A 26,275-nucleotide genomic window follows, 5' to 3' on the forward strand; every position below is an offset into this window, starting at 1 on the left:
TATTTTCGCCAGATTACTTTGTCAAATTATGAATACGCTATCAATTATTACGAAAAAGAAAACTCCCCAGCACGAATGCAAGGGAGTAGTTATCGTTTATGTATTGCTCTGTATTTTAAGGATTGAATAGATGTTTTCATCCCTTAGAACCAAGCTCCGTGCTCATAGGTTGTAATGCCTCCATTACTTCCAGAGCCCACAGGTCCAATGATAATGAAGCTAAACAATGCTAACACGCTTACCATCATCAACAGTGATTTTTTCATTTTTTCTCACCCCCTTTACTAGTTCTCTATATTTATCCTGTTGAGAAGCAGTAGCGTAATCCCTGCTCGTCTCAAATAAGGTTATACAATTAATGAAATCTTTTCCGTTGTTTTGCTTTATAGATAACTCCAAAGATTTCAGAAGATAATCTACACCTGTGCTATAACATTGCTTATTTATTTCATAGATTGCTACTTGATAGTACAAACGAAATACGCGATCTACATTATTAGGCTCCTGGAACCCTTCAAACCTCAACATTTCTCGTGAGAATCGTGTAAGTACACTGTCAGCAGAGAACCCGTAACGATTAGCAGCATCCATAATAGTTATAAGTCCAGCTAAGATTTCACCTGGGTGATCTGCTAAAAAGGCCGCGTAGGAAGATAGAACATCCACATTACCCATCAACAACTCAATTGTGAAACCATTGCCCATTGCGAATAACCGAAATTGTTCTACCGCCTGACGACCTTCTTCGTTCATCATTTCAAACCAGCCAAGATCTGCGTAGCCTGCAGTATACTTTTTGGCTTCTTCATATTTACCTTGCTTGGTCAGCGAAATCGCTTTAAGCAAATACCCATGACCGTAATAAACCACTAATGGACGTTCCGTATGAAGAACTTCCTTACGTTTATCCACATTACTTCGCAGTTGCTCGCGGTAAACAGCATTAGCCAGCGTTCTTAGCTCATCAGCGAACGACTCCATTTTATTCCATCGACGAAGATCGAAACATAACTGTGTCAAAGTTAAGAGACCATCCAATTGCATATTTTCTGGTAGACGATTCCTGAAAGGTTCAAAAGTAATAACTGCATGTAACTTCTCGTCTGAATCGACGATGGATAAAATTGCTCTAAAAATACGATAATGACTTATTGCGAGCCGCTCCGAGTAACTGTCGGACTCATTCTCAGCTACAACTTTATAAAAAAATATCGATTCATCTATTTTACCTTTTTTAAACAATTTATCAGCTACCGAATAAACGATATCCAGAGACTTCGGATATTCCAGTAATCTGCTTAAAGTGTCCTCAATACAAGGCTGTTTGCCCAATTCAGCACAACGAATCAAAAAAGGCTCCACTCTACGGCGTGAGACCTTCTCATCATTGAAGCATTCATCAACATATAGAGGATATAACCAACCTTCTGGAAAACCAAAGGCTTTTATAATTGCATCTACTTGTCCCAAGGACATAGGCTTCGGCGGATTTCCATGCAGAATTGCACTGAGGCTGCCTCGATTCAGGCCACAAATTTTTGAAAATGAGGCGAGATTATGGCCGGAGCGGGACAAATTTTTCTCAATTTCTGAGCGTATAGTTGTTAACTTTCCCTCCACTCGGCACCCCCAAAGTTTGACTTGAAAAGATTCTATTAATTGACATTATAGGTGAAAGTTATGGATTGTACAACAAATAGATTGTACGACAAATAGAGGAGCCTAATACGCTCCTCTAGATCAGTAACATCTTCATAGTATTATAATTCTATGTTGTTGGTAGTTTAGCTAACAGTGATGGCGGTTTTGGAACTTCTACTATAGGATGTAATGCCGGCTTTCCGGTTGCGCAAATTTTCCATCATCTTATTTTGTGCCAGCAAAATATAGCTGTCTAATCGCTCACTGAGCTCTAGAACAGCACGGTCACTAAGACTCCGTTGCTCTGCAACCTCCAGCAATTCACATCTAAGACTCTCTATAGTTACAAGTAGCTCATCTTCTTTATAATCTTTTCTATGATTATTCTTGGAGGAATTTGGATTTTGTGTCACATCTCTCTCCTTCTCTCTATCAACATCTTCTCCTATCATAAGTCATGATACCAAAAAACATATTTTCAAAAAAAAGAAAAATTGTAGAGCTTCTAACAAAAACGGAATTACTACTTATTCAGAGTCCTCCGCAAGTTCGTCAGAGAGCTCATTTGGATACTGTTCTCGCAAAAGTCCCTTTGCAAAAGCAATCCATTCGCGTGCCGCAAAAGATAAATAACGGTCTCTACGCCACGCCATAGCAAGCTGCCACGGAATTACCGGATCCGTCAAAGGCACAACGACCAATCGTGAACGATCCATATCCCGGCAAATGGTTTCTGGCAGCAATGCGATTCCCATTCCGGCAGCCACCATACGGCTAATTAAGTCCCATTGGGAGCTCTCATAGATAACCTTAGGCTGAAATCCCGCCTTCACACATTCCGTAATAATCCGATCATGCAGCGTAAAATCCTCCCGGAACAGCACAAACTCCTCTTCGGCTAGTTCACTTAACGGAACAAGGTCTGCCTCGGCCAATCTATGTCCAACAGGTAAAATAAGATTCAGCTTCTCTTCAACAAAGGTGAAGCAATGAAGTTTGGCTGTATTTACAGGCAGCACAACCATTCCGATATCCAACAAGCCCGTTTCTACATCTTCCTCCACTTTTTTCGCGCCATCCTCATGCAGACGAATAGTAACCTGCGGATAACGTTTATGAAATTGACCAATCACCGAAGGAAAAAAGCTCGCTCCTACCATTGGAGGCAGACCGATGCGGATGTGGCCCTGCTCCAAATTTCGTAAGCTATCCAGCTCAGAAGACAAGCTGGCGAACGACTCCACGATATTTTGCGCTTTGGTGAACAGAATTTCCCCTGCATCTGTAAGCCGGACACTTTTCCCTTCACGGTAAAACAAATCAGCCTCCAGCTCGATCTCCATATTCCGGATCATTTTACTGATCGTAGGTTGTGAAATATATAAGGATTCGGCAGCCCGAGTAAAGCTTTTCATTCGTGCTGCTTGGACGAAATATTCTAATTGTCGGATATCCATTTTCCAACCTCCGATCCATAGACAAAAGGAATGTCATTTATTCAATCTATTCATTTTACCTATGAAAACAATTGATGTAAACTTTCATTATCATGAAAGGAGCGAAGCCTTATGAAAAAGATTGTTATAGGCTTGCTGCAGGTAGCGGGACTCACCCTATTCTCATTACTAATCAATGCTGTAACCCCATTTTTGCATATCCCTATTCCCGGAAGCATACTCGGAATGATTATATTGTTTCTTCTGCTTGAGTTTGGTGTCATTCATCTGAATTGGGTTGAAGTTGGTGCTTCTTGGCTACTGGCTGAGCTCTTGCTGTTCTTTATTCCATCTGCTATCGGCGTAATGAAATACGCCAATATTCTGGAAACTGATGGTTTACGAATCCTCGCGGTGGTCATTTTGGGTACGATTGTTGTAATGGCCAGTTCCGGATTACTTACCAGTAGAATTTACAAAGCAAAGGAGCGGAAAGGATCATGTTAAACGCTCTATTATTCTTCGGTCTTACGGTTGCTGTATATTTACTGGCGAAACGCATTTATGCTTCTAGTGGCAAAGTGTACACCTCTCCATTGATCATTACACCAGTGCTTATGATTATCTTCTTACTCATCACAGGCATTACTTATGATTCTTACAATGCGGGAGGCAAATGGCTGACGGATTTGCTGCAACCGGCAACTATGGCCTTTGCAATCCCTTTGCATAAAAACTTCAAGGTGCTCAAAAAGCACGCCGCCGAAATTGCGGCAGGCGTGCTGTCAGGGACGATAACAGCGGTGATCTCTTCCATTCTGCTCGCCAAATGGCTGCATGTCAGCGGCGATCTGGCAGCCAGTCTGGTTCCACGTTCGGTGACTACACCGATCGCTATGAGCATCTCGCAAAGTATCGGCGGTGTACCGAGTATTACTGCAGTCTTCGTCATCATTACCGGGATACTCGGTACAATGATGGGCCCTACAGTACTCCGCATCTTCCGCATTGACAATGAAATCGCGCGTGGTGTATCGCTGGGAACCGCTGCGCATGGTACAGGAACATCCAAGGCCTTCGAGCTTAGTTCACTGACCGGAACCATCTCCAGTATTGCGATGATTCTGTCCGCGCTGTTATCCATAGGTGTGGCGCCAGCTTTACTCGCAATATTCCTCCACTAGGCTAACCCAGCTTGAGCCAAGGACATGTCTCTTTAGCACATCTAAGGCGGCATGTCCTTTTTTTAAGAATCCAAACTTAGAATTTAACCGGAAGTCCACTTTGTGCGGACTCGTAAGCCGCACAAGTTACTTTAAGCGTCTTGAATCCATCCTCATAGTCACTGAGAATACGCGAACGATCTCCTGTCCGTACAGCATACAGAAAAGCTTCACTTTCCACTAAATATGGATTTCCTGTGTTTTCAAATTCGGTGCTATTGCCACTTCGCACTTCCAAGAGACGATCCGGGTTCCAGTCCAGCAATCCCCGATCATTATAGAAACTAAGACCTACACTTCCTACCGGATCAGGCAGGACACATGTATTTGAAATATTAGCTATGATTCCATTCTCAAGCTTCAGAGATACGGTACCTACATCGGCTACACTCACACCTTCATGCTGCTCATGCATAATTCGATTTCCGAACATGCCGTATACTTCTTTTACCTCTCCTGCAAGATAACGCACCAAATCGACGATATGAGTGGTTTGCTCGGTGAACTGTCCTCCAGATTGCTCCTGATCACGCCACCAAGCTACGCCCGGCATGCCGCCCATCCACTGGCCCATGACCATACCGATCTTGTCACCACGTAATGTTTCCTTGAGCCTTTTAACATTCTCTTGATAGCGGAAATGGTAGCCTACCGAGGTCAATAAATTATGTTCTTTAATATCTTGCAGCAAGCTGGCAGGAATTTCAGTAGTCATACTAAGCGGCTTTTCTATAAAAAAGGGAATATCCCTCTTGATTAATGAACGTTCAATCGCACCATGAGATTGTGGAGGCACACAGATATAAACAGCATCAAGCTTCTCCGCATCCAACATCTCTGTAATATCACCATATCCAGCAGCTCCATATGGACGTGCCATATCTTCGCCTTTGGCTTTACTGCTTCCACAGACTGCCTGCAACTGGACATCAGCCATCCCTGCCAGCAAATCAGCATGTACCTTAGAGAACCAACCTGTACCCACAATACCCACTTTTAATGTCATATTATTTCCTCCTGCCGATTGATTATGAATACCCTTTCGTAGATTATAACCTCTTATGAGCGTATAAGATAATCTCTCCATTCTTCGGGAAGCAAATGCATATATGGACTCTGCAAAAAACGGTCATCCGCCAACACGATAATGCCCGTATCCGTCTCGCTGCGAATCAACCTGCCTCCGGCTTGGAGTACCTTACACATTCCCGGATAGACATAGGCATAATCAAAGCCATTTTTTCCTCTGGCATTAAAATATTGACGCAGCAGATTGCGTTCAAGACCAAGCTGTGGCAGGCCAACGCCAACAACCATAACCCCATTGAGGCGATCCCCTGGCAGATCCACACCTTCTGAAAAAATCCCTCCAAGTACAGCAAATCCCAATAACGTCTCGTCATTATCTGGACTAAATGCGGCTAAAAAACTTTCTCTAGCTTGCTCGCTCATGCCAGTATCCTGCATCAATGTCCGGATTTCAGGGTAATACTCCGTAAAGGCCTGATATACGTTTTGCAAATAGAGGTACGAAGGAAAAAACACCAGATAGTTGCCCTTTTTAGAGACCATTTGGCTCAGTGCTTTAGTCAACGGAACTAGGGAGGCTTCCCGGTCATGATAACGTGTGGAGACAGGTAAGACGGTTACTTCCCACTGCTCTTTCTGAAAAGGGGAAGACACGGTTAAACTGTAATCTTCCTCCGCTGCACCAATCATATCCCGGTAGTAAGATAATGGAGAAAGTGTAGCTGAGAACAGGATCTGACTGCGAAAGCTCTTGGACATCTGCCGTAGCAGATGCGAGGGATCCAAATTGAATAGCTTGAGATAGACATCCCCTCTACGAACCTCCGCATAGGTAATGTAGTGTTCATCATAGGTCTTAAAGGTGCGGAGCATGCCCTGAACTGCAAAATAGGTATCCAAGAGGACATTTCCCCCTTCTCCTTCCCCATTCAGTGAGACAATACTGGAGCTCGGGTGAATAAGCTCCTGTTCCGCCTCCAAAGAAAATATCTCAAGCAAAGCCGGCAGCTCATCCGGGAACGAGTCCCACTGCCCTTGCCCCTCTTCATTGCAAATTTTGCGAAGGGAGATGAAAAAAGCATTCACCGATTTAGCGGCTGTACTCAAATTCCGGTTCATTTCTTTATATTGGCGCTGGATTTCCAGGAAAGGGGCTTTCAGCAAAGAGGCGGAGAACATCTCCCGTCCCCGGTCTACCAGATTATGTGCTTCATCTACTAGAAGTACCGTTTCTCTCTTTCTTTCCTCTGTTAGCCGTTTCAGACTGATGCGAGGATCATATATATAATTGTAATCGCAGATCACAGCATCACAGGCATAGGCTGCATCCAACGAGAACTCAAATGGGCACACTTTGTGTTTGTGAGCATACAGTGCAAGGGTGTCTCTGCTCATCAGCGTCTCATGCTCTAACAGATCCATTAATGCCTCGTTGATCCGGTCATAATAACCATCCGTATAAGGACAGGAATCCTTACCACATATCCCCTCTTCGCGAAAACAGGCCTTCTCTTTAGCGGTAAGTGTGATGACATGCAGCTGAAGACCCTGCGTTAGCAACAGCGAGATGGCTTCCTGCGCGGCAAAACGGGTAACCGTCTTTGCCGTTAAATAGAACAATCCTTTAGCTTGTCCTTCGCCCATCGCTTTAAGGACAGGGAACAACGTCGACATTGTTTTCCCGATACCTGTGGGGGCTTGAGCGAACAGACTGACCTTTTCCACGACGGACTTGTATACAGCTCCTGCAAAATGACGTTGTCCCTTTCGATAAGAGGAGAACGGAAAGCTCAACTCCCGAAGACTCTGCTCCTTCTTAGCATCATGACGAACCATCATCTCAGCGTATGGAGCATATCTAGCCACTGTGTCATTCACAAATGAAATCAGTTCTTCAAAAGACAACGTTCGGTACAAGCTTTTTTGCTCATCAGTGGCCCGGTGGACATAGGTAAGCTTAACCTGAATAGAAGAAAGCTCTTGCTCCAGAGCCACCATATATGCGTACATCAGCGCCTGTGCCCAATGAACCTCATGTCCTTCATCCAGTAAATCCAGCAGTCCGGAGGTTGATTTGATTTCTTCGACCGTAAAGCTCCCATCCTCCGAGACAAGCAATCCATCACAACGCCCATCTACAACATAAAGCAGGTTTCCATAAGGAATCTCCGTTTTCAAATAAACCTCCTTGCGGTCACCTTCCTTATATTGCTTTTGGATCTTCTGATGAATTCTTGTGCCTTCGACCATAGCGCCCGTTCCATGAAAGCCAGGTTCAATGCTTCCGCTGCGAAAAACATATTCAACGAGAGTTCTAACTGATAAAGCTACTGTAGAGCTCATCCAGCATCACCTCCTTTTATTATCCATATATCCTTTTTGTTCCCAATTGCCATTTTAGTCCTGAATTCGTTGTATAACCCTGCATGAGAGCAGGAGCGTCAGCTTCAACCCTTTGTGTTCAACTTTACGCGCTCCACTAAGCTTATACTTAGGTTCTCGATTTTTGACATTCTATAGCCAGCCCTGCATAATAAATTTAATTACTATGGAATTATTTTGTCTGGGCGCTGTTTCTTCCTAGCCGGGAAATGGCGTTTTATCATGTAGAAAGAAGGCGAAGCTGTGTCATCCTTTAACTTTAAACAGTGGATCGTTAAACCTTTTGTGTTTTTCACAATAATTTTTATTCTAAAAGCTTTCTTGGCATGGGGCGTAATCTTTGACGATATATTGCCCTGGAAATCATTATTAACTGAAATCCCCTTTGCTTGGGCGCTCTTCTGTATCATTGAACGTTTTGGTTCCAAGCGCAAGCTCGGATATTACATGACCGTAAATTTATTAGTGACAGCCATTTTCTTCGCAGCCATTATGTATTTTAAATATTACGGTGTTATTGTGACTTACCATGCAGCGGAGCAGGTGAATCAAGTCACCGCCGTCAGCAACAGCGTATTCTCACTAATGGATCCATACTACCTGCTGATTTTTACAGACATCATTATTCTTGGCGTCTACTTCTTCTTTAATAAAAAAGGCCGGGTCTATAAGAAAGAGAATATCAACCACCGCCGTGGCGGAAAACTTAAGTATAGTGTTCTGTTTGCAGTCTCACTTGCTTTATGTTTGTTCAACATCTTGCCTAATAAGGCCAGTATGAACGAAATTAAGAAAGCTCAAGAAATGGGAATTCTTAATTATGAAGCTTATACGATCTTCGCTAAAGAAGAGCCTGAGCTAGTCGATTCAAGTGACATTACACAGGATGCCATCAACAAATTGAAGGGGATTAATACTGCGGCTAGTTCTCCACTTCAAGGCATCGCTAAAGGCAAGAACCTTATTATTCTTCAAATGGAATCTTTCCAGAATTTCTTGCTGGGACTTAAATTAGACGGTCAAGAAATTACACCGAACCTGAACAAGGTAATGAAGGACAGTCTTTACTTCCCTAATTTCTATCAAATGGTTGGCCAAGGGAATACGTCGGATGCAGAGTTCGTAGTTAACACTTCCTTCTACATCCCTCCACGTGGAGCGGCAACGATGTCTTATGTGGATAAGGTACTTCCAAGTCTGCCACGCGTGCTTAAAGAAAATGGATATCAGACAGCAACCTTCCACACCAATGTCGTAGAATTCTGGAACCGCGGCGAGCTGTATGACTCCCTCGGCTTCGATCATTATTATGACCGCAAATTTTTTGGTGAAGATGATGTCTTCTTCTTTGGAGCTTCTGATGATACGCTCTACAGTAAGACAGCCGATAAACTAAAAGAAATGGACCAACAGGAGCAGCCTTTTTACGCTCAAGTCATTTCAATGTCAGCGCATCACCCTTTTACTATTCCGGAAGAAAAATACCGCATGAAGCTGCCAGAGCGTTATGAAGGTACTTTTGTTGGTGACTATATCCGTTCCCAGAACTATGCAGATGATGCTTTTGGACATTTTGTAGAAGAGCTAAAAGCAAATGGTGTCTGGGACAATAGTGTAATCATGATTTATGGAGATCATATGGGATTGCCGATTTATTCCCTCGATCATGATGATAAAGAATTGATGACTGAAATCTATGGTCATGAATACAGTTATGCGGATATGATGAACATCCCTCTGCTTATTCATGCAGGTGCTGGCGTAGCATCGCAGACCATTGACGAAGTAGGCGGGGAAGTAGATATCATGCCAACCGCAGCCAGTCTGCTTGGGATTTCATTAGAGAATAACGTATATTTTGGTCAAGATCTACTCAGTCAGACTTATAATTTGCTGCCAGAACGATATTATTTACCTTCTGGTTCATTCATTGCCAGCTCAGGATTGCTTATTCCTGGTAACAGCTTTGAAGACAACACTCAGTACTCTATTTATAACAATGGAACAACGCCGAGTGCCACTGAAGACGAATATAACCGTGCCTTGAGGCTTTTACAGCTTTCCCACAGCTATATCACTCAGTTGCCTGACAAACAACCTAAACAATAAATTACAGGGCGTAGGCAGCCAACGAACAAAAACAGCAGAGCAGCGATTCTCCAATAAGGAGAACCGCTGCTCTGCTGTTTTTATAAAGATATCCATTCCGAAGCTTAGCTGACTAACGCTCCTGGTCCTCGATCATACGGTAATACTCTGCAAAGTTGCGTAGTTCTTCGGGCTTCAGTATGGATAAATGCTCCGCCAGCAGTTCTTTGGACCGGAAATGTCCTTCTTCGAGCACCTGCTGACCTTTTTCGGTGATCGTCACTACAACCGCTCTCCGATCCTTCCCATCCGGCTCACGTTTGATATAACCCAGCACCTCCAAACGGTCCAGCATCACCGTCACCGCACTGGATTTGACCTCCATACATTCTGCCAGCTGTACCACCCGCGACTTCTTTTCTTTCGCTATCATATTTAACAGACCCATCTGTGGCACCGTAAGTCCGAGTTCTTTGTGCAAAGACATTTGAGACATAATCTTACGCTGTACTCTCCACATGGATAGTCCTAGACGATCTATTAACGGATCTATTTGATGTGGCATATTTGTTCAACCCCAATCCGTTTTTAATAACTCAAGCGTACCATTAGAACTGGTTATGATTCAATGGTTTTGTCTACTAAACCATTGAAAGCATGATGGAAAGCGCAAACTTCCACCATTCTCCAATTTCCGACACAGAAATACTATATTCCATGTAAGGTTATAAGCATATCAATACGATATAATCGTAGAGGTGAGAGCTATTATCACTGAGAACATAATTTGTCAAGGTTGGTGCGAAGAATGAAATTAGCAACTAAATTAACTTGGATGATGTTCGTCGTCTTACTTCTTGTAGGATCATCCATCGGGTTTTTCGGATACCGTACAGCTTATAAGCAAGTAGACGAAGCCGCAGGTATCGAATTGGTAGGATGCGCTAATATTACAACCGGCCTGATTGACCCCGCAGACATTTCCGCATTGTTGGCAGGCGATCAAAGTAAACTGGAGGCTGTAGAGGATCGAATCGGTTGGATTGTAGCACATAAGGCTATTTTTAAAGAGGCATTCATCTTATCCTTAGACGGAAAAGTACTTGCCGCAGATTCAAGCTTCCAGGCTAGAGGTTATAAAGCAGGCGATACTTTTTATTTTTCAGATGAAGATAAGCAAATGATTACTGAGCATAAGCATTCCTCCTACTCCAAGGTTTATACATACGAAGGTACCTCACTTAAGACAGGTTACGGCCCCATCTATCAGGATCACGATCCATCTAAACCTATAGTTGCGCTGATGGCTATTAATTTCGATGGCTCCATAATTCAAGAAAGAACTCAAGATATCATTGTTCAGCCTTTTATTATCGGTGCTTCCATTCTGGTTATAGCTATTGTGGCAGCTTATCTGTTAATCCGCCGAATGATTAGTCCGTTAACGAAGCTGTCCAAAGGGGTCAATCTTGTTGCACAGGGCGACCTTACTCATAATCCTATTTTATTCAACAGCAAGGATGAGATTGGTACATTAGCCCGTGATTTCAATGACATGACCCAAAGCCTGCGCTTACTTATTACCGAGGTCAATGAGACCTCCATGCAGGTAGCCTCCTCTTCCGAAGAGCTCTCCGCCAGTGCGCAGGAAACCAACCGGGCCGGTGAATATAGCGTCAATGTTACGATTGAACTTGCCGATACCGCGAATTCACAGCTGCAGAATATGGAGGGTGAATATAAGTCTGTACAAGACCTGTCTCGTTTCATCACAGAGATTGCAGGCAATGCAGATAACGCAATGAATAATGCGGTCAGCAACGCTAATAAAGCACGTACAGGCCGTGAGGCAATGGATTCCACCACACAGCAGATGAGAGTCGTAAGTGACAGTATTACCGACCTAGCACTCATTATTGAAACCTTGGGTGGTTATTCCAAAGAAATTGAAAATATCGTGGGTACTATTGCCAGCATCGCAGAAGAAACCAATCTCCTGTCCCTGAATGCAGCGATTGAAGCCGCAAGAGCTGGAGAAGAGGGAAGAGGGTTTGCGGTCGTTGCCCATTCCGTACGTAAGCTTGCTGAGCGCTCAGCCCATTCCGCTGCGCAAATTGGCCAACTGGTCAACATCATCGTAAACCAGATGGATCAGGCAGGAGAAACTATGAAACGCTCTACAGAAGAGATGGAGCACGGCAGAGAAATGATTGCCACGGCAGGCCAGTCCTTCTCGGAGATTGAAATGTCTGTCTCGGGAATGGCCTCACAAAGCCAGCAGATCTCAGGAACGGTTCGCCAGCTTTCGCTGATCTCCGACCGTCTCGTTACAACCCTTCAGAATATCGTAAATGTCGCTAATCAGACGGCCAGCAGTGCAGAGACATTATCCGCTTCCTCAGAAGAACAGCTTGCCGCAATGGAGGAAGTTGAGTCTGCAGCAGCTTTCCTGTCCTCCCTAGCTGAGAAGCTGCAAATTCTGATTGAACGATTTAAGGTTTCTTAATAGCAAAGGGGCTAGCATCCAAGCAGAGATATTCTGCTTAGACGCTAGCCCCTTATTCTATGTATTGAGATCATCTGCTACGATACTGCTGTATTCGCTATAAACCACTGGCCCAGCTCATGCACCGGCATTGGCCGCCCATAATAATAACCCTGCATCACTCTGCAGCCTAAGGATTGCAGCAGCTCAATCTGCTCTGGCGTCTCCACACCTTCCGCCACGACCTCCATATTAAGATTGGTGGCAATCGCAATGATATTACTGATAATGGCTTTCTTGGAATGCATCTTGCTCTTACGAATAAACACTTGATCAATCTTGAGTGTGTTCACTGGAATCTCATCTAAATTACCAAGGGATGAAAAGCCTGTCCCAAAGTCATCCAGTGATACCCTTACCCCAAGTGCCCGAAGTCTGGAGAGCTGCGCAACCGTCTCTTCCATGTTATTCATCGCAATGGACTCTGTAATCTCCAGTTCAAGGAAATGCGGCTCTAGACCTGAACGTGTGAGTGCTTCTTCTACAACATCGTATAAGCCCCCGCCCTCAAACATCCGTGCTGACATATTAATAGAGACTGCGACATTTGCTATCTCTTCCTTATGCCAAAGCATGTTCTGGCTGCATACATCATGCAGCATCCAATAGGTAATCGGGACAATCAGTCCCGTTTCCTCTGCAATGGGAATGAATTCAGCCGGGGAGATTATCCCATGTTCAGGGTGCCGCCAACGCAGCAGTGCTTCAAGACCCACGGTAACGTTCATATACGAATCCCATTTTGGCTGGTACACAACCATAAACTCGGAGCGTGCCAGCGCTTTACGAAGATCCTTCTCCAGCGACATCCGTCGCAGCTGATGGCGGTTCATCTCCTGATCGAACACACTGAATTTATTCTTACCCGAATCCTTAGAGGTATAAAGAGCTGTATCGGCTGCCTTCATTAACGCTGAGCGGTCAGTTCCATGCATAGGGGTCATACTGATCCCCACGCTTGCAGTAACATATAGCTCATTACCTTGAATACTGTAATATTTCTTAAGCTCATATAAAATGTGCTCTGCTTCCTCTTGCGCATCCTCCACAGTACAATCTGGAAGAGCGATCAGGAATTCATCTCCGCCCAAACGAAAGACCTTGCCCTTACTTCCTACAGAGCGTCTTAATCTTATAGCGACCTCTCGCAGTAACAAGTCCCCTATATCATGTCCAAGCGTATCATTAATCGACTTAAACCGATCCAGATCCACAAAAAATACGGCGCCAGATCTACTCCCGAAAAATTCATCTTTAAAATAACGTACCAGGCCATGCCTGTTCGGAAGATCAGTTAGTGGATCATAATAAGCCATCCGTTCCAGCACATGCCGGTCCAGAAATACAGCACCACCAGAAATCGCAAGCATAAATAGCGTTACCAAGGACACTCCCATTAAAAGAATAACATCAGTCTCCATAAAAAAAGTTGTATTGCCTAGTAGACCGTTATATTCAAAATGAGTCGCCCTTACACTCGTATAATGCAATCCAGTCACCGAAAATCCGATAAAGAGAGCAGAGTATAACTTCCAGCGGTTAAAACCCACATAGTCTTTAAACTTGTGAAATAGAAATAATCCGATAAAAGACGAGAGCATAACGAGGATTACAGCACATGTCTGAGTCCATATCTCATAATGAATCTCCGCTGCGATCTTCATGGAAGACATTCCGATATAATGCATAGCCGAAATTCCGCTGCCTAGAAGAACACCACTAACTATTAAACAACTTTTTCTTAAACGTGGCACAAACGTAATCCGGAATGCCGAATAGCAGCACAACACACCAACCAATAACGATAATACAGCCCTGCCTGGATAATAATTCACGCTAAAAGGAAAACGGCTCGCCATAATCCCTACATAATGTATCGACCATATGCCACTGCCGAGTACACATGCCCCCGATATTAACCATAAGCGACGAACTTTCCCAAACGAACGAGGGACTTGCGAGATCAGATTCAGCGCGGAATAAGCTGCAGTCGCCGCTAGCGCAAATGATAGTAAAACAATCCAAACGTTATAGTGGATTCCCATTTTATCCATTAGTTAACCTCTTCACCGGTTTTGAATACCGTAATCGCTGCAGCGTATTTCTCAAGTAAAAAATCAGTACACGAATATCAGATAAATGGAAGAGTGCGTAAAGATTATAGGTTATCCCTGAAAAGCAACTTTAGATGTATTCTACCTTGTATTCAGCCGATTGTCTAAGAAAATACTGGAATTTATACCCTTTTTTTATGTCGGCAAAAAATGTCCATATTTGACGTATTCACTCACCCCGAAAAGTTGGATATGTGACCTGTGGTTGATGGGGTTTTGGGGAAGGTCTTTCGCCATAACCATTGATTCAAAACTACCAGAACTAACAGATAGATGTAAATTCCTCCGGTAAATAAAGTGAAGACATAATGAATACCCGCCATCCCCATCAGCAAAAACATAAGCATGAAGGCGACTCCAGTATAATCCTTTTGTTTGGCTGCCTCATAACGCTCTGAAAAAGGTAAGCTCCGGGGATAAACACGAAAGCAGATGACTGAGAAAATCAGCATGGCGAATAATACCACTACTAAATCAGGTACAATGTGCACACCGAACAACAGAATGAACAATACCGCATCTACAGCAAATAAAGGCAAGACTAGCCGTAGCAGTGCCGCCTTAAGCATCCCACGGTAAATAGGCGTGCTATCGGGTAAAGGAATCAGCCTATAAATCCAAGCTCCTTTATAACTTGTAGAGTAGCGTAACATCTGTATTACAGTCTGCATTAACATCGTGCAGAAATAGATTAACAAGTACACTTTTGAACCTTTAAGGGAACCATCATAACTATTCTGCAATATACCAAATATAAAAATAAACGGGAATGCGATAGAAAAGCCAAGTGCAGGATAGACCTTCAGCTTAAAATCGCGCTCATTCTTCATCATGGACCAAGTAAACCGAAAGAAAATCCCCTCTGCCGGTTCCTTGCATACTCTGCGGGAGAGCCACTCTGCGATCTGGCCCTTGTCTTTTCCACCGGAGCCTTGCTCCGCCAGCTTTTGCAAATTCCGTTCAAACTGTGGCATCAGCTTAATATAGGCTGCGATCAGTACAAGTGGGGTTATCAAAGCCAGCATTGAAAGAATGAAGTAATAGGGTTCTCTCGCTCCACCAAGCAACAGTTCAAACGGAGCCGCGAACCAAACCGGAAAAATAAAGTACTGCCACCAAGCAGGATGATAAGCAGCGCCAAGCTCAGTGAGGTTGAACAACCGGGAGATGAATTGATAGCCCACCATTATTCCGATCGTCAAAAGGATTTGCGTATAATTTATAATATCCTTGAGCTTCTCCCCATCAAAAAACCGCATGATCATCAGGTAGAGCAGTGCAGTTATTACGAGGATAAAACAGTCTAACAAGACAATTGTCACCGCATACATCAGAAAAAAAGCGATCCCCTGCTTAAATAGGCTAAATACCAAAGATGGACCAGTGATTGACAATGTAACTGTCCCTAAGTAGAGGAGAACGTGGATGGTTTTGGCCATATTTAAGGTGGTACGGTTGACGGGTTTGGAAAAAAGAATATTTTTATCACGTAAATCAAGCATTACTGAAGAAAAGTCAGAGATCAGGGTTGTGGAGACAAAAAACATAATGATCCCAAAGGTTAAGCTCATTTGCAGCATATAGTGATCGTTGGATAGCGTTAGCGGAATTAATATTAAACCAAATAGTAAATAAATCCACTGTAATCGCAAGGGTGAACCTTCTTTAGCATTCTCCTTTTTCTGCATACCTGCAAGCGCTGTAGGCGTTCTTCTTCCGTCCATGGTCAGTTTGATCTGTAAAATACTCCGCATGGTGTCGTAATCGACTCCAAATCTTATAAAGGCACCCCGCAGCTTATCCAACAGCCTCAGCACGAAGAAATCAGTCATAAGAGGATACCTCTTGCTCCTGCATGACCGCAACAAATTCACCAGCGATATCACGGTATTTATCAAATCCGGTTAATTGATTGAAAATATCTTCAAGCGTCCCTTCACGGCCTTTCTCCTTCAGCTCTGCAAAACTTCCGTCCGCCACAATATCCCCGCCATCAATCAAAATGATTCGGCTGCTGATTTTCTCAACCACATCCATGATATGTGAGGAGTAAAAAATGGTCTTCCCCCGTGCCGCCAGCGATGCAAAAATCTCCTTCACTATCATCACGCTATTAGCATCCAAACCACTCAGCGGTTCATCCAGGAATAAAATATCAGGGTCATGCAGCATGCTGGAGATAAGCAGCACCTTTTGCTTCATCCCTTTTGAGAACGAAGAAATCCGCATATCGTAAGACTTCTCCAAACCTAGCAGTGTAGTTAATTTTTTGGCCTTGTAGTCCGCCTCGGCACGACCTAGCCCATACAGCTCGCCAACAAAGGTTAGATACTCTCTTGCAGTGAGGCTATCATATAATTCGGCTACCTCCGGCACATAACCTATACGTTTCTTGTAAGAAACATCTCCATCGGCAATATCCTTACCGAAAATCTCCACTTTACCGTTATATCCTTCTACCAGACCGAGCATAATCTTCACCGTTGTACTCTTGCCTGCCCCGTTAGGGCCGATATAACCAATAATTTGTCCTCTATATACCTTAAGATCAATTCCCTTTAGCACCATTCGGTCTGTATAGTTCATCCATAAACCTGAAATCGCTATGACCGGATCGTCAGCTAAACCCATATCTCAGTCCCCTTTCTAGTAACTAATCAATAATGTGAAATATTACTACTTTATGTAATTACAATAATTGTATCATTTAGTAGAATCCTCTTCCATGATTTAGTCTGCTAATCTTATGTCTAGTTAAAAAAAGAGTGGCCATTAGGCCACCCACTAGAGATTTATAGCGAAAGGCAGCGCCACCGATGCCACGAAATGGCTGTTGGCACCCCCTTTATTTGAGCAAACCGGCCTAAGATCAGCGTACGTTTGGTCGGGTAGCATTTATAAATAAGAGAGCGAGCACGCTATCGGACACAGCTGACCTTATACGCGGCTTTTTACCACATTTGGAGTGCTAAAGGACCCCATAGTCGCTATCAGCATGAAAAACACCATAAACGCACCTTTTTCAAAGCGATAGCGTCGCTGGAGTCCGAAACTATGCCCCAAAGGCTGGAAAGCGGAAAATAACGTCATCTGGGTCCGAAAGCCGCGCCGATAATGAATGAACTGCTGAATCAAGCGGGCATGAGGCAAGCGGACAGGGCAAGTGCAACCAGCCAGCTAACAAACAAAAAAGCAGAGCAGCGATACTCCAATAAAGGAGGAACCGCTGCTCTGCTGCCTTAGTCAAACCAAGTCGCCGCATTCATAGTTGACGCTACTTATGTGACGTCCGCTATGTCTTAGTGGCTGATTATTTGGATAGCAAATTGTAAATAACCTGTGCTGCTTCTGCTCTTGTAGTGACTTCTTTCGGATTGAGTTTACCGTTCGCTCCGGTCACTACGCCTCTCTCTACCAGCGCTTGAAGGGCTTCTTGTGCATAACCAGCGATCTGTCCAGCATCACTAAAGCCGGCAAGCGTGGCCGCTGTCTTCTCAGATGGCAGTTCACCTAGCGCTACAAGCGAGCGGTACAAGAGTGTAAATAGCTCCTGCCTAGTGATCTGAATATCTGGCTGGAATTGATTATCTCCCGAACCGGTTGCTACCCCAAGACGCTTAGCTGTAGCAAGATAATTCGTATAATACGTATTGCCTGCATCTGCAAAATTATCAGCAGCAATGGCATCCGGTGTGATGTCATAAGCCTTGAGCAACAAGACGATGAACTGCCCTCTAGTGATTGCAGCATTCGGACTGTAATGTTCAGCATCCGTACCAGATGTGATACTGCGTGCTGCTAAGAAACCTACTGCATGGCTATACCATGATGCCTCTGGAACATCTGCAAAGCTCACCTGATTATATCCAATAATATATTGGGAGAAATGTGTGGTTACGAAATCTACAGTTCCCTTGGCGGCATTGTAATTTCCACGTACATTGTCCAAGCTTCCAGTGCTGTTAATGTGATACACAATAACTGCATCTGACCGTTCTCCCGCTTGCAGCACGTACGGTACGCTGACACGAACACTGCCCCCACCGAAGGTGGAAATCGTACTTTCACCCGCTATAACCGACAAGTCATAAACCGGTCTGTCTCCGAGAACAGCCTTGCCTTCTGCCGTTAATGACACCTTCGCGATTCTAACAATGATGTCTCCGGCATCTGAAGCTGCACTAATGCTCGCCAATGATTTGGCATCAAACGTAATCGTACCCACATTCTCATAATCAATGGTAATCTCCGCCTTCGTTCCGGCGGCTAACTCATTAATTATGCTTCTTGGAAGTATAAGATCAGCTGTTTGAGTATCCGAAGTAGCTGCAACTTTAATTTCAAGAATAGCCTTCTTCCCATCAGCTTCTGCCTTCTTAGCGAGACTCACAAATTCAGCAGCCGTTTCTTTTGTGATCGTTGCAGTAGTAACTCCTGTGGTTTTATCCGTTTTAGTTGCTGCTGTTGCTGATAGGTTCACGGTACTCCCTGCTGTTGCCGTAGCAACCAGTTGCGGGCTTGCTGATGGTGTTGGTGTAGTCGTGCTCGGTGTAGAATTGCCACCCGATCCACTTGTTCCACCTGTTCCAGGATCTGAAATAGGCACATAGGCCGGAACCACAATGTCAGTCGCTGGACTTGCCTTATAACCTTCTTTGGCTGCGTATCTCACTTGATACGTGCCCGGTATTAATCCTGTGATTTCTTTATCTGGTGCATACACATAATTAGTTACACTCGACAGCTTATATTCTAAGGCTGTCGTGGTTCCCGTAATTCTTCCATCGTTGTTCGCTGCTGAGGTAGGAGCAACTCCCTGCAACCCAGTTGGAGCTGCTTGTTCCGCAGTGAATGCTGGAACGATTACATCTGCTGCTCTACCCGCGTTAAATCCCTCTTTAGCTGCGTATCTTACCTGATAGATACCCGGCACCAATCCAACGATCTCTACATCTGATGCGTAGACATAATCGGTAACGGTAGACAGCTTATATTCCAGCGCTTTCGTAGTTCCTATAATTTTACCGTCGTCATTAGCTGCACTGGTTGGTGCTACACCTACTAATCCTGTAGGTGCCGCTTGCTCACCATATGCCGGGACTTCAACTGTAGCGTCTTTACCAACGCTGTATCCCTCTTTTGCCGCATATCGCACATTATAGAAGCCCGGAGTAAGACCAGTGATAGCCGCACCTGTTACAGGCTTATAATCAGCTTCTCCAACGCCTTTATACTCCTGTCCTTCCGCTGAACCCGTAATTTGCCCATCATCATTAGCTTCAGAAGTAGGGGCTACGCCTACCAGTCCTATCGGAGCTGCTTGTTGATGGGTGTAAGCAGGAACTTCCACACTTACGTCTTCGCCAGCATTATAAGGAATGATTGTAGGTCCAGCTGCGGAGGTTGGCCCTTGATAGCCCGATGTTGCGGCATATCTTACCTTGTAAACACCAGGTGCAAGCCCTGTGATGGCTGATCCCGAAACTGGGGTGTAAGCCTCGTCTCCAGCAAGCTTAAATTCCAATGCTGAACTGGTGCCTACAATTTGCCCATCCTTATTGTCGGCCGCAGTTGGTGCTACACCCGTAAGTCCTGCCGGCACAGCTTCGAGTCTGGAGAATATTTTATCCAGCGCTGTTGTAGTGTTATTGTATCTGGCTCCGATTGGGTAATTAGCCTGCACGTAATCCGGTTGGATATTCGTCCAGCTGTACATAAGTTCAACATGCCCTAGAATCGGTGTGTTTTTGCCTCCTGCATCCTTGTTGTCCTTGTTATAAGTGAACAGATACGGAACCTGAAGTCTGTCTCCGCTCACAGTGTTTCCAAGTCCGTCTACATAACTAATTACAGTTGGTTTAGCAGCTGTATTGTTTTCGGTCTTGATATTGGTCAGATAAGTACGAACCAGATCAACATAAAGCTGCGCATACGGATGATTGGTGGTTCTAATCTGAAGCTCATTATTATTATGCGGATTCGCACTGCCCTTAGTGCCGCTGTTGTTATTAGGCTCAGCAACGGTCACACCAGCATCCAGCTTAGTGTCGAAGAAGTAGATCTTATGGATATTATGTTTTTTGGCATATTCGTTGATATATTTAATCACCGCTTGCGTGTTAGGGCACCACGAGCCGCCTAACAAAATCGCATAGTTTCCCTCACTCGCTAAAATTTGCTTCAGCTGATGATAGGTCACATGTTCATAAACAAGCGTGCCATCCGCTTCATTAAAGATCGTAGGTTTGCCCTCATTTTCCCCTTCATAGTTCTTATTAAATGCTGCCTTGATATAAGCCGACTCGTCGATAGTGTCATATTGGGTAGCGGCACCCAGCACCTCACTTACTGATGTTTTATACGCATTAACCTTCGCCGCATCAAGTGTTCCGTTCGTCAGGAACTCATTCCACGAATAGCTCTTATCCAGGTAGGATACGACAGGAGCACTATTTCCCTGTGCATCCTTGTGATCCTTGTTGTATACAAATAAGAATGGAGACTCGAGCTTGTTAGCAGTCACAACTTCCCCGTTTTTATTGGTATAGCTGACATTGCGTTCTGGATCATCTTTGGAAGACAGATTTAAATTCTTCAAATACTTGTTGACCAGATCAACATATTTATAGGCGAATTTATTATTGCTGTCTGCAATCTGAAGGGTGTCCCCGTCCAGCTTAGTATCAAAGTTATAAATCGTAGAGATGCCATATTCCTTAGCTGCCTCGTTGATAAAGCCGATATCAGCCTGTGTATTCTCGCTCCAAGCACCGCCAACCAGAACAGCGTATGTGCCTTCACTCTCAAAAAGATGAACGATATCTTCATACGTCGCTGTTTTAAATACATGGTTAGCATCATTTAGACGGTCATAGACATGACTGAAATAGTCAAACTGGTTAACGCCGCCTTGGGAAGAGGTTATCGCCTCTGCGGTATCCGGATTAGCATAAGCTCTTCCTGCCTGAGTAGGCAGGATTAGCAGGGAGGCTGCCAGCAGCAGCGTTACAATTTTTTTGAAGGTTAATGGTCGTATCATTATGTGCACCTCGCCTTAAATAGGTTTATGGGAAGAATGGGCTGAAAGGAATCCTGAATGAGCCTGCTGCTCATCAAGGACAAACCTCTTCCTCAGCGGCTGGTGCCGGTGCGGGTGCCTGAACCGTTTCCGCTGGAGCAGGAGCTGGTGCGCTGACCGTGGATGCAGGTGCAGAAGACGATGTTTTCGGTTGAGAAGACTCAACTACCGGAGCCGGGGTCGCCTTAACTACCTCTGTGGTAGAGAAGGTTATAGCCTTTTTGGAAGGTGTCTCCGTTGCTTTTGCTACGGGAGCTGCGGTTTCCTTAGGCTGTTCAGATACAACAGGAGCGGTGGTCGGCTGAACGGCTTTAGCGGTTACGTTTGCTTTTGGAGCAGTCGTAGGCGCAGCAGTTGGCACAGGCGTTGCCGCGCTGGTTTGCGGTTTAACAGATGCAGATACCGTTGTTGCAGCTGTTGCCGTCTTAGCGGTGTCCGCAGCCGGGGAGGCAGCTGCTTTAGGCTGAGCTGCACCCGCTTCTGGAGCTGCTGAAGCCACAACCTTCGCCGCAGAATCAACAGCTGCGGCTGGGGCCGTAGTCGCTTTTGCCGTGACTGTCTCAGCTGCTGGAGCCGAAGCTTCCGGCTGGACAGCTTCTGTTACAGGAGCTGCAGTAGCTTCTGCCTGAACAACAACTGCTGCCGCAGAAGTAGCTGCTGGTAAAGCTGCTGCGGTTACTGCTGTATTACTACTCTCTTGAATGGGTGCTGCCTCTGCTGTTTTTTTGTTAGCGGATACTGCGGCATACGTCAATGCGGAGAAGACGATAGCGGCGGCAACCAAAGAGATCGAAAGCTTTTTCATATGTGTACCATCCTTTTCAAATAAAATAAGAAACCCCTTCACTACATTCTTGTACCTTAAATCCGTAACTCTCCCTTCTCTAAAGTAAAAAAAAAGAGACTCAACGGGACGCAATTTACGCGTCTTTCGTTGAATCTCCGGCTGTCCAGTCGATTCCAATTGGCTTGTGATTAAGTTCCATATTATTCATGCCATAGTGCCTTGTCAATCAATTTTTATTTTTCACATGGTTTTTATCGGAATTAATTATTTTTAACATATAATTACATTGACTTTACTATAAATTCTATATAGATTGATCTCAATAGGATTAATCCCATTAAAAAACTAGGTTTAAGGGGGTATTGGTAGTGAACATAGATAACAACTTATTATCCGCCATCGAAACGAACTGGTATGGATTTGTCGCCTCCATATTTGTGTTTGCAATTTTGTTTCTACTGGCACGTAAACGAATTGGATTTGGTACCCGGGTACTCATCGGACTTGGCATCGGACTTATTGCCGGTATATTCTTTCAGTACTTCGATTTAGAGACCAAAGCTATTAGCACATTCGGCAGCATTTATATCAGCTTGATCCGCATGCTCGTCATTCCTTTAGTATTCGTACTCGTATTAAACAGCATTTCTTCCTTAACCAATCTGGAGTATCTACGCAAAATCGGGATCAAAACCTTCGCCTGGTTCCTCGGAACAACGGGCATCGCTTCTATTATCGGCCTATCCGTTGCGCTGCTGTTCAATCCCGGCCAAGGTATACAACAAGATGTACCCGCAGATTTTGCAGCCCGTGAAATCCCGACCTTCTCCCAGGTTATCCTCGATCTTGTTCCATCTAACCCTGTTAATGAAGCAGCTACGGGTAAGGTTGTGCCTCTACTCATTTTCGCGATCTTCCTAGCAGTGGCTATAATCAAGATTGGCTCCAAGAAACCGGAAGCCGTCAAGCCTGTACGTGATCTTATTGAATCCCTGACACTGATACTGCATCAGGTTGTGAAATTCATTATTCGCCTGACGCCTTATGGCGTATTCGCACTGATTGCCGGAATCACCGCACGTTATGGCTGGGAGACGTTGCAGGAGCTAGGCAGCGTAATTATAACCTCGTACGTAGCAATGATTATACATTTTGTACTTATCTTTGGCGGATTGGTTCTATTAGTAGCGAAGGTGAATCCAATTCGTTTCTTCCGCAAAGTGTATCCAACCATTACCGTTGCCTTCACAACCAGAAGCAGCTACGCAACCCTACCGGTCAATCTAGAAGTGATTACGAAGCGGCTTCATGTCTCCCCGCGGATCGCGAGCTTTATCGCACCGTTAGGGGCATCTGTGAACTTTAATGCGTGCGGTGGGATTTGGCCAGCTATTGTGGCTGTATTTACCGCCCAAGTATTCGGTATTGATCTGAACTGGACCGACTATATTACACTGGTATTAGTAAGTATTATTTCTTCCATTGGTGTAGCTGGCGTACCTGGACCAGCCGTAATCTCCACCACAGTAGTCTTAACTGCTCTCGGCCTGCCGCTTGAAGGAATCGCTATCGTTGCAGGTGTTGAAGCGCTCATCGATATGGGCCGTACCGCTGTAAACGCAACTGGAACAGCTGTAACAGCTCTGTTAGTAGCTAATTCCGAAGGTGAATTTGACCGCGAAGCGTTTAATAGCAATGATGACGATGATATTCTCTTGAGCACCGTTTAAAAGCTGAAACTGTAAAAACCTCCGGAATCTGCGTAAAGCAGAGCGCCCGGAGGTTTTTTTTGCATAGATTCCTATTGGATTCATCTTCTTATAGCATACTAATTCTTTCCCGCTTTTTAGCAGAAGCTAGACAAGTCTCGATCAATTGCATGCCCAGCACTGCATCCTCAGGTGCAAATAATTTTTTTCCTGTAAATACTGCGGCGGCAAAATCATCGACCTCCCGTGTATAGGGATTCGCCCCGGTGGCATCAACCCGTCTTACCCCTTCTCCCGTATGCACAAAAAATTCAGCATCCTCGTCTCTAGCATTAAAAGGCATAGGCACTTCAATCATTCCATCGGTCCCCAGAATCTCTAACAGCTGGCGGTTATATGCCCACATCCCGCAATCAAAAATCAGGCTTAGCCCCTTCGGAAACTCTACCAGCCCTGAAGCCATCATATCTACATTGTCATGCTCCGGAGAGAACATAGCATGAACTGTTACGGCTTCTGGCTCAGCTCCGAACAGCAGTCGTGCTGCACTTAGCGGATAACAGCCGATATCATAAAGCGAGCCGCCGCCCCAAGCGGATTTAAAGCGAATATTAGAGGTGTCTGTAGCGTCATTATAAGTAAAAGTGCCTCGAATGGAGCGTAATTCGCCAATTTCACCGCTAGCGATAATCTCTTGCAATTCCGCAATCCGAGGATGATGCCGATACATATAAGCTTCTGCCAAATGGACTCCAGCATCATTACAAGCTTTTACCATCTCAGCCGCTTCTTCACTGTTCAGCGCGATCGGTTTCTCACATAAGATATGTTTGCCAGCTTCCGCCGCACGGATTACCCATTCCCGATGGAGGTGATTTGGCAGTGGAATATACACCGCATCAATATCCTTATCCGCCAGTAATTCCTCATAGCTGCCGTAAGCTTTATCTATTCCGAACTCTGCGGCTACAGCGCTGCTTTTTTCTAAACCGCGACTGGCTACCGCTGTAATCATTCCCGTCTCCGAATCCATTATAGCCGGCATCACTGAACCTGTCGCAATCTGCGCACAGCCCATGATTCCCCAGCGAAGTTTTTGCACCATCGTTGCTAACCTTCTTCCTTATAGATTACTTACTATACTTAAAGCCACCTTATCATAGAATGAAACGTTTCTCTAACAGAAAGAAGCCTGCAAATTGCAAAAAAACAGTGCCAAAAGGAGCTCCAACCCCGATAGACACTGCTTTTTTATAAAATATGAATGTTTATATTAGTGCATTTAACAGCAAAGCCGCACCCAGCACAACTATACGCGCAAGGTTCATCAATACGAAGTTTTTGACGGCAAGAATAAAGGTACTCGCCTTCTCCTGTTTCTCTGTGAACAAGGCAATATTTCGGCGAAGCGGGATCAGCGTAAGTAGAATCAACAGAACCAGAATAGGGTTAATCCCTAAGATCAGCAGCACTACAAGATCCAGATAAGAGACATAGTAGAGATATTTAAAAAGCACAAGCGCTTTGCGGCGGCCAATGTACACCGGAAGCGTGTACCTGCGATTCTCCACATCCTCATCAATATCACAAATATTATTAGCGAGCATAATCCCTGCGATCCCCAAAATAGCGGGCACGGAAAACCAGAAAAGGTACAGCACTTCCACGATGTTGATATTCAAGCTGACCCAGCCGTTCTGAAGCAGCAGTGAAACCACATGCTCATCCGTATGGATATAGGCAGAGATAAAAATAATAACAAAGCCCATAAACAAACCCGAAAACAGCTCACCTAACGGCATTCGCGAGATGGGAATCGGCCCGAACGAATAAAGTATACCGATCAAGAACGACAGTCCACCCAGCAAAAAGACCAGCAAACCCGTCTGAGTGACAAGCGCAATCCCGCCCCCTGCTGCCAGCGCCAGCAAAATAACAATCGTCGCCACGACGGTGCGCTCTTTTAGCTTAAAATGAACAATTGGATTATGCGTTTCGTAGCCGTAGCCGTGGGTTTTGGAGGCTTTTTTGAAATCGTAATAGTTGTTAATCGCCGTCGTCGCCATATCGAAGCTAAGCAAAGACACGAACATCAATCCAAAACGCAGTACGTAAAAATCCTCAAACCGGTACAGGGCATACAACGTTCCCATTAGAAACGGAATAATACTGGCTACCTTCGTCGGCAGCTCCACAAATCTTAGAAAGCTTTTAATATTCACACCATACACCCTTATCTGTCA

19 protein-coding genes are annotated in these 26,275 nt (G+C 44.7%); 6 read left to right on the forward strand and 13 right to left on the reverse strand.

The window, feature by feature from the left end; translation table 11 throughout:
* Positions 1-219 precede the first annotated feature (219 nt).
* From MHH46_RS30270 to cidR, 3 genes are all read right to left on the reverse strand, one after another.
* Entirely contained in the window at positions 220-1,620 is a 1,401-nt protein-coding gene (locus tag MHH46_RS30270) for a DNA-binding protein (protein ID WP_076123994.1), read from the reverse strand.
* A gap of 164 nt (positions 1,621-1,784) precedes the next feature.
* On the reverse strand, positions 1,785-2,093 hold the full coding sequence (locus tag MHH46_RS30275) for an aspartyl-phosphate phosphatase Spo0E family protein (protein WP_081382514.1): 309 nt from the start codon (positions 2,091-2,093) through the stop codon (positions 1,785-1,787).
* A 75-nt stretch (positions 2,094-2,168) separates the two neighbouring features.
* Positions 2,169-3,098 (reverse strand): cidABC operon transcriptional activator CidR, encoded by a 930-nt coding sequence (gene cidR, locus MHH46_RS30280; protein ID WP_076123996.1) that lies wholly within the window; start codon positions 3,096-3,098, stop codon positions 2,169-2,171.
* A 111-nt stretch (positions 3,099-3,209) separates the two neighbouring features.
* Here cidR and MHH46_RS30285 point away from each other — a divergent pair, with 111 nt between their 5' ends.
* Both MHH46_RS30285 and MHH46_RS30290 read left to right on the forward strand, forming a co-directional pair.
* Positions 3,210-3,584, forward strand: coding sequence for a CidA/LrgA family protein (locus MHH46_RS30285; protein WP_076123997.1), 375 nt, complete (start codon positions 3,210-3,212; stop codon positions 3,582-3,584).
* Positions 3,578-4,261 carry a CidB/LrgB family autolysis modulator gene (locus MHH46_RS30290; RefSeq protein ID WP_076123999.1) on the forward strand — a complete coding sequence of 228 codons (684 nt, stop codon included), beginning with the start codon at positions 3,578-3,580 and terminating at the stop codon, positions 4,259-4,261. Before MHH46_RS30285 ends, MHH46_RS30290 begins: the two co-directional genes overlap by 7 nt.
* Before the next feature lie 76 nt (positions 4,262-4,337).
* On the opposite strand, the gene MHH46_RS30295 is transcribed toward MHH46_RS30290, so the two are convergent.
* Both MHH46_RS30295 and MHH46_RS30300 read right to left on the reverse strand, forming a co-directional pair.
* Positions 4,338-5,306, reverse strand: a complete 969-nt coding sequence (locus MHH46_RS30295; RefSeq protein WP_076124001.1) for a Gfo/Idh/MocA family protein — start codon at positions 5,304-5,306, stop codon at positions 4,338-4,340.
* Between the two features lie 53 nt (positions 5,307-5,359).
* Complete coding sequence (locus MHH46_RS30300; protein WP_076124003.1) at positions 5,360-7,672, reverse strand: helicase C-terminal domain-containing protein; 2,313 nt, start codon at positions 7,670-7,672, stop codon at positions 5,360-5,362.
* Between the two features lie 282 nt (positions 7,673-7,954).
* Between MHH46_RS30300 and MHH46_RS30305 the strand changes: the two genes are divergently transcribed.
* Positions 7,955-9,820, forward strand: coding sequence for an LTA synthase family protein (locus MHH46_RS30305; protein WP_076124004.1), 1,866 nt, complete (start codon positions 7,955-7,957; stop codon positions 9,818-9,820).
* A gap of 112 nt (positions 9,821-9,932) precedes the next feature.
* Here MHH46_RS30305 and MHH46_RS30310 read toward each other — a convergent pair whose 3' ends face one another.
* Entirely contained in the window at positions 9,933-10,364 is a 432-nt protein-coding gene (locus MHH46_RS30310; protein ID WP_081383619.1) for a MarR family winged helix-turn-helix transcriptional regulator, read from the reverse strand.
* A gap of 243 nt (positions 10,365-10,607) precedes the next feature.
* Between MHH46_RS30310 and MHH46_RS30315 the strand changes: the two genes are divergently transcribed.
* Entirely contained in the window at positions 10,608-12,305 is a 1,698-nt protein-coding gene (locus MHH46_RS30315; protein ID WP_076124006.1) for a methyl-accepting chemotaxis protein, read from the forward strand.
* 77 nt (positions 12,306-12,382) lie between these two features.
* Here the strand turns inward: MHH46_RS30315 and MHH46_RS30320 are convergent, their stop codons facing one another.
* The 3 genes from MHH46_RS30320 to MHH46_RS30330 all read right to left on the reverse strand — a co-directional run bounded on the left by MHH46_RS30320 (position 12,383) and on the right by MHH46_RS30330 (position 17,089).
* Entirely contained in the window at positions 12,383-14,398 is a 2,016-nt protein-coding gene (locus MHH46_RS30320; protein ID WP_038573706.1) for an EAL domain-containing protein, read from the reverse strand.
* Positions 14,399-14,631: 233 nt separating this feature from the next.
* Positions 14,632-16,290 (reverse strand): hypothetical protein, encoded by a 1,659-nt coding sequence (locus MHH46_RS30325; protein ID WP_076124007.1) that lies wholly within the window; start codon positions 16,288-16,290, stop codon positions 14,632-14,634.
* Complete coding sequence (locus MHH46_RS30330) at positions 16,283-17,089, reverse strand: ABC transporter ATP-binding protein (protein ID WP_036682032.1); 807 nt, start codon at positions 17,087-17,089, stop codon at positions 16,283-16,285. Before MHH46_RS30330 ends, MHH46_RS30325 begins: the two co-directional genes overlap by 8 nt.
* A gap of 483 nt (positions 17,090-17,572) precedes the next feature.
* Between MHH46_RS30330 and MHH46_RS30335 the strand changes: the two genes are divergently transcribed.
* Positions 17,573-17,701: a hypothetical protein gene (locus MHH46_RS30335; protein WP_256717192.1), complete on the forward strand. Its 129-nt coding sequence runs from the start codon at positions 17,573-17,575 to the stop codon at positions 17,699-17,701.
* A 67-nt stretch (positions 17,702-17,768) separates the two neighbouring features.
* On the opposite strand, the gene MHH46_RS30340 is transcribed toward MHH46_RS30335, so the two are convergent.
* Together MHH46_RS30340 and MHH46_RS30345 are read right to left on the reverse strand one after the other, a co-directional pair.
* The gene (locus MHH46_RS30340; protein WP_076191734.1) at positions 17,769-21,497 is read right to left on the reverse strand and encodes an S-layer homology domain-containing protein; all 3,729 of its coding nucleotides are present in this window, start codon (positions 21,495-21,497) and stop codon (positions 17,769-17,771) included.
* Between the two features lie 73 nt (positions 21,498-21,570).
* Positions 21,571-22,341, reverse strand: a complete 771-nt coding sequence (locus tag MHH46_RS30345) for a hypothetical protein (protein WP_076179213.1) — start codon at positions 22,339-22,341, stop codon at positions 21,571-21,573.
* A gap of 356 nt (positions 22,342-22,697) precedes the next feature.
* On the opposite strand from MHH46_RS30345, the gene MHH46_RS30350 reads away from it, so the two are divergent.
* A complete protein-coding gene (locus MHH46_RS30350; RefSeq protein WP_076179275.1) occupies positions 22,698-24,053 on the forward strand; it encodes a dicarboxylate/amino acid:cation symporter in 1,356 nt (451 codons plus the stop codon).
* 88 nt (positions 24,054-24,141) lie between these two features.
* On the opposite strand, the gene MHH46_RS30355 is transcribed toward MHH46_RS30350, so the two are convergent.
* The gene (locus MHH46_RS30355) at positions 24,142-25,137 is read right to left on the reverse strand and encodes a Gfo/Idh/MocA family protein (RefSeq protein WP_076179214.1); all 996 of its coding nucleotides are present in this window, start codon (positions 25,135-25,137) and stop codon (positions 24,142-24,144) included.
* 163 nt (positions 25,138-25,300) lie between these two features.
* Positions 25,301-26,254 carry a 1,4-dihydroxy-2-naphthoate polyprenyltransferase gene (gene menA / locus MHH46_RS30360; RefSeq protein ID WP_076179215.1) on the reverse strand — a complete coding sequence of 318 codons (954 nt, stop codon included), beginning with the start codon at positions 26,252-26,254 and terminating at the stop codon, positions 25,301-25,303.
* Positions 26,255-26,275: the final 21 nt, after the last annotated feature.

Source organism: Paenibacillus sp. FSL H8-0175 (assembly GCF_045040615.1).
In the GTDB taxonomy this organism is placed as follows: domain Bacteria; phylum Bacillota; class Bacilli; order Paenibacillales; family Paenibacillaceae; genus Paenibacillus_AQ; species Paenibacillus_AQ odorifer.

Coding starts and splice junctions, on each gene's coding strand:
- MHH46_RS30295 (WP_076124001.1), bottom strand. CDS start 5,306: ATGACATTAAAAGTGGGTATTGTGGGTACAGGTTGGTTCTCTAAGGTA.
- MHH46_RS30335 (WP_256717192.1), top strand. CDS start 17,573: ATGAATGAACTGCTGAATCAAGCGGGCATGAGGCAAGCGGACAGGGCA.
- MHH46_RS30330 (WP_036682032.1), bottom strand. CDS start 17,089: ATGGGTTTAGCTGACGATCCGGTCATAGCGATTTCAGGTTTATGGATG.
- MHH46_RS30320 (WP_038573706.1), bottom strand. CDS start 14,398: ATGGATAAAATGGGAATCCACTATAACGTTTGGATTGTTTTACTATCA.
- MHH46_RS30325 (WP_076124007.1), bottom strand. CDS start 16,290: ATGACTGATTTCTTCGTGCTGAGGCTGTTGGATAAGCTGCGGGGTGCC.
- MHH46_RS30315 (WP_076124006.1), top strand. CDS start 10,608: ATGAAATTAGCAACTAAATTAACTTGGATGATGTTCGTCGTCTTACTT.
- MHH46_RS30290 (WP_076123999.1), top strand. CDS start 3,578: ATGTTAAACGCTCTATTATTCTTCGGTCTTACGGTTGCTGTATATTTA.
- MHH46_RS30345 (WP_076179213.1), bottom strand. CDS start 22,341: ATGAAAAAGCTTTCGATCTCTTTGGTTGCCGCCGCTATCGTCTTCTCC.
- MHH46_RS30275 (WP_081382514.1), bottom strand. CDS start 2,093: ATGATAGGAGAAGATGTTGATAGAGAGAAGGAGAGAGATGTGACACAA.
- MHH46_RS30310 (WP_081383619.1), bottom strand. CDS start 10,364: ATGCCACATCAAATAGATCCGTTAATAGATCGTCTAGGACTATCCATG.
- MHH46_RS30340 (WP_076191734.1), bottom strand. CDS start 21,497: ATGATACGACCATTAACCTTCAAAAAAATTGTAACGCTGCTGCTGGCA.
- cidR (WP_076123996.1), bottom strand. CDS start 3,098: ATGGATATCCGACAATTAGAATATTTCGTCCAAGCAGCACGAATGAAA.
- MHH46_RS30285 (WP_076123997.1), top strand. CDS start 3,210: ATGAAAAAGATTGTTATAGGCTTGCTGCAGGTAGCGGGACTCACCCTA.
- MHH46_RS30300 (WP_076124003.1), bottom strand. CDS start 7,672: ATGAGCTCTACAGTAGCTTTATCAGTTAGAACTCTCGTTGAATATGTT.
- MHH46_RS30355 (WP_076179214.1), bottom strand. CDS start 25,137: ATGGTGCAAAAACTTCGCTGGGGAATCATGGGCTGTGCGCAGATTGCG.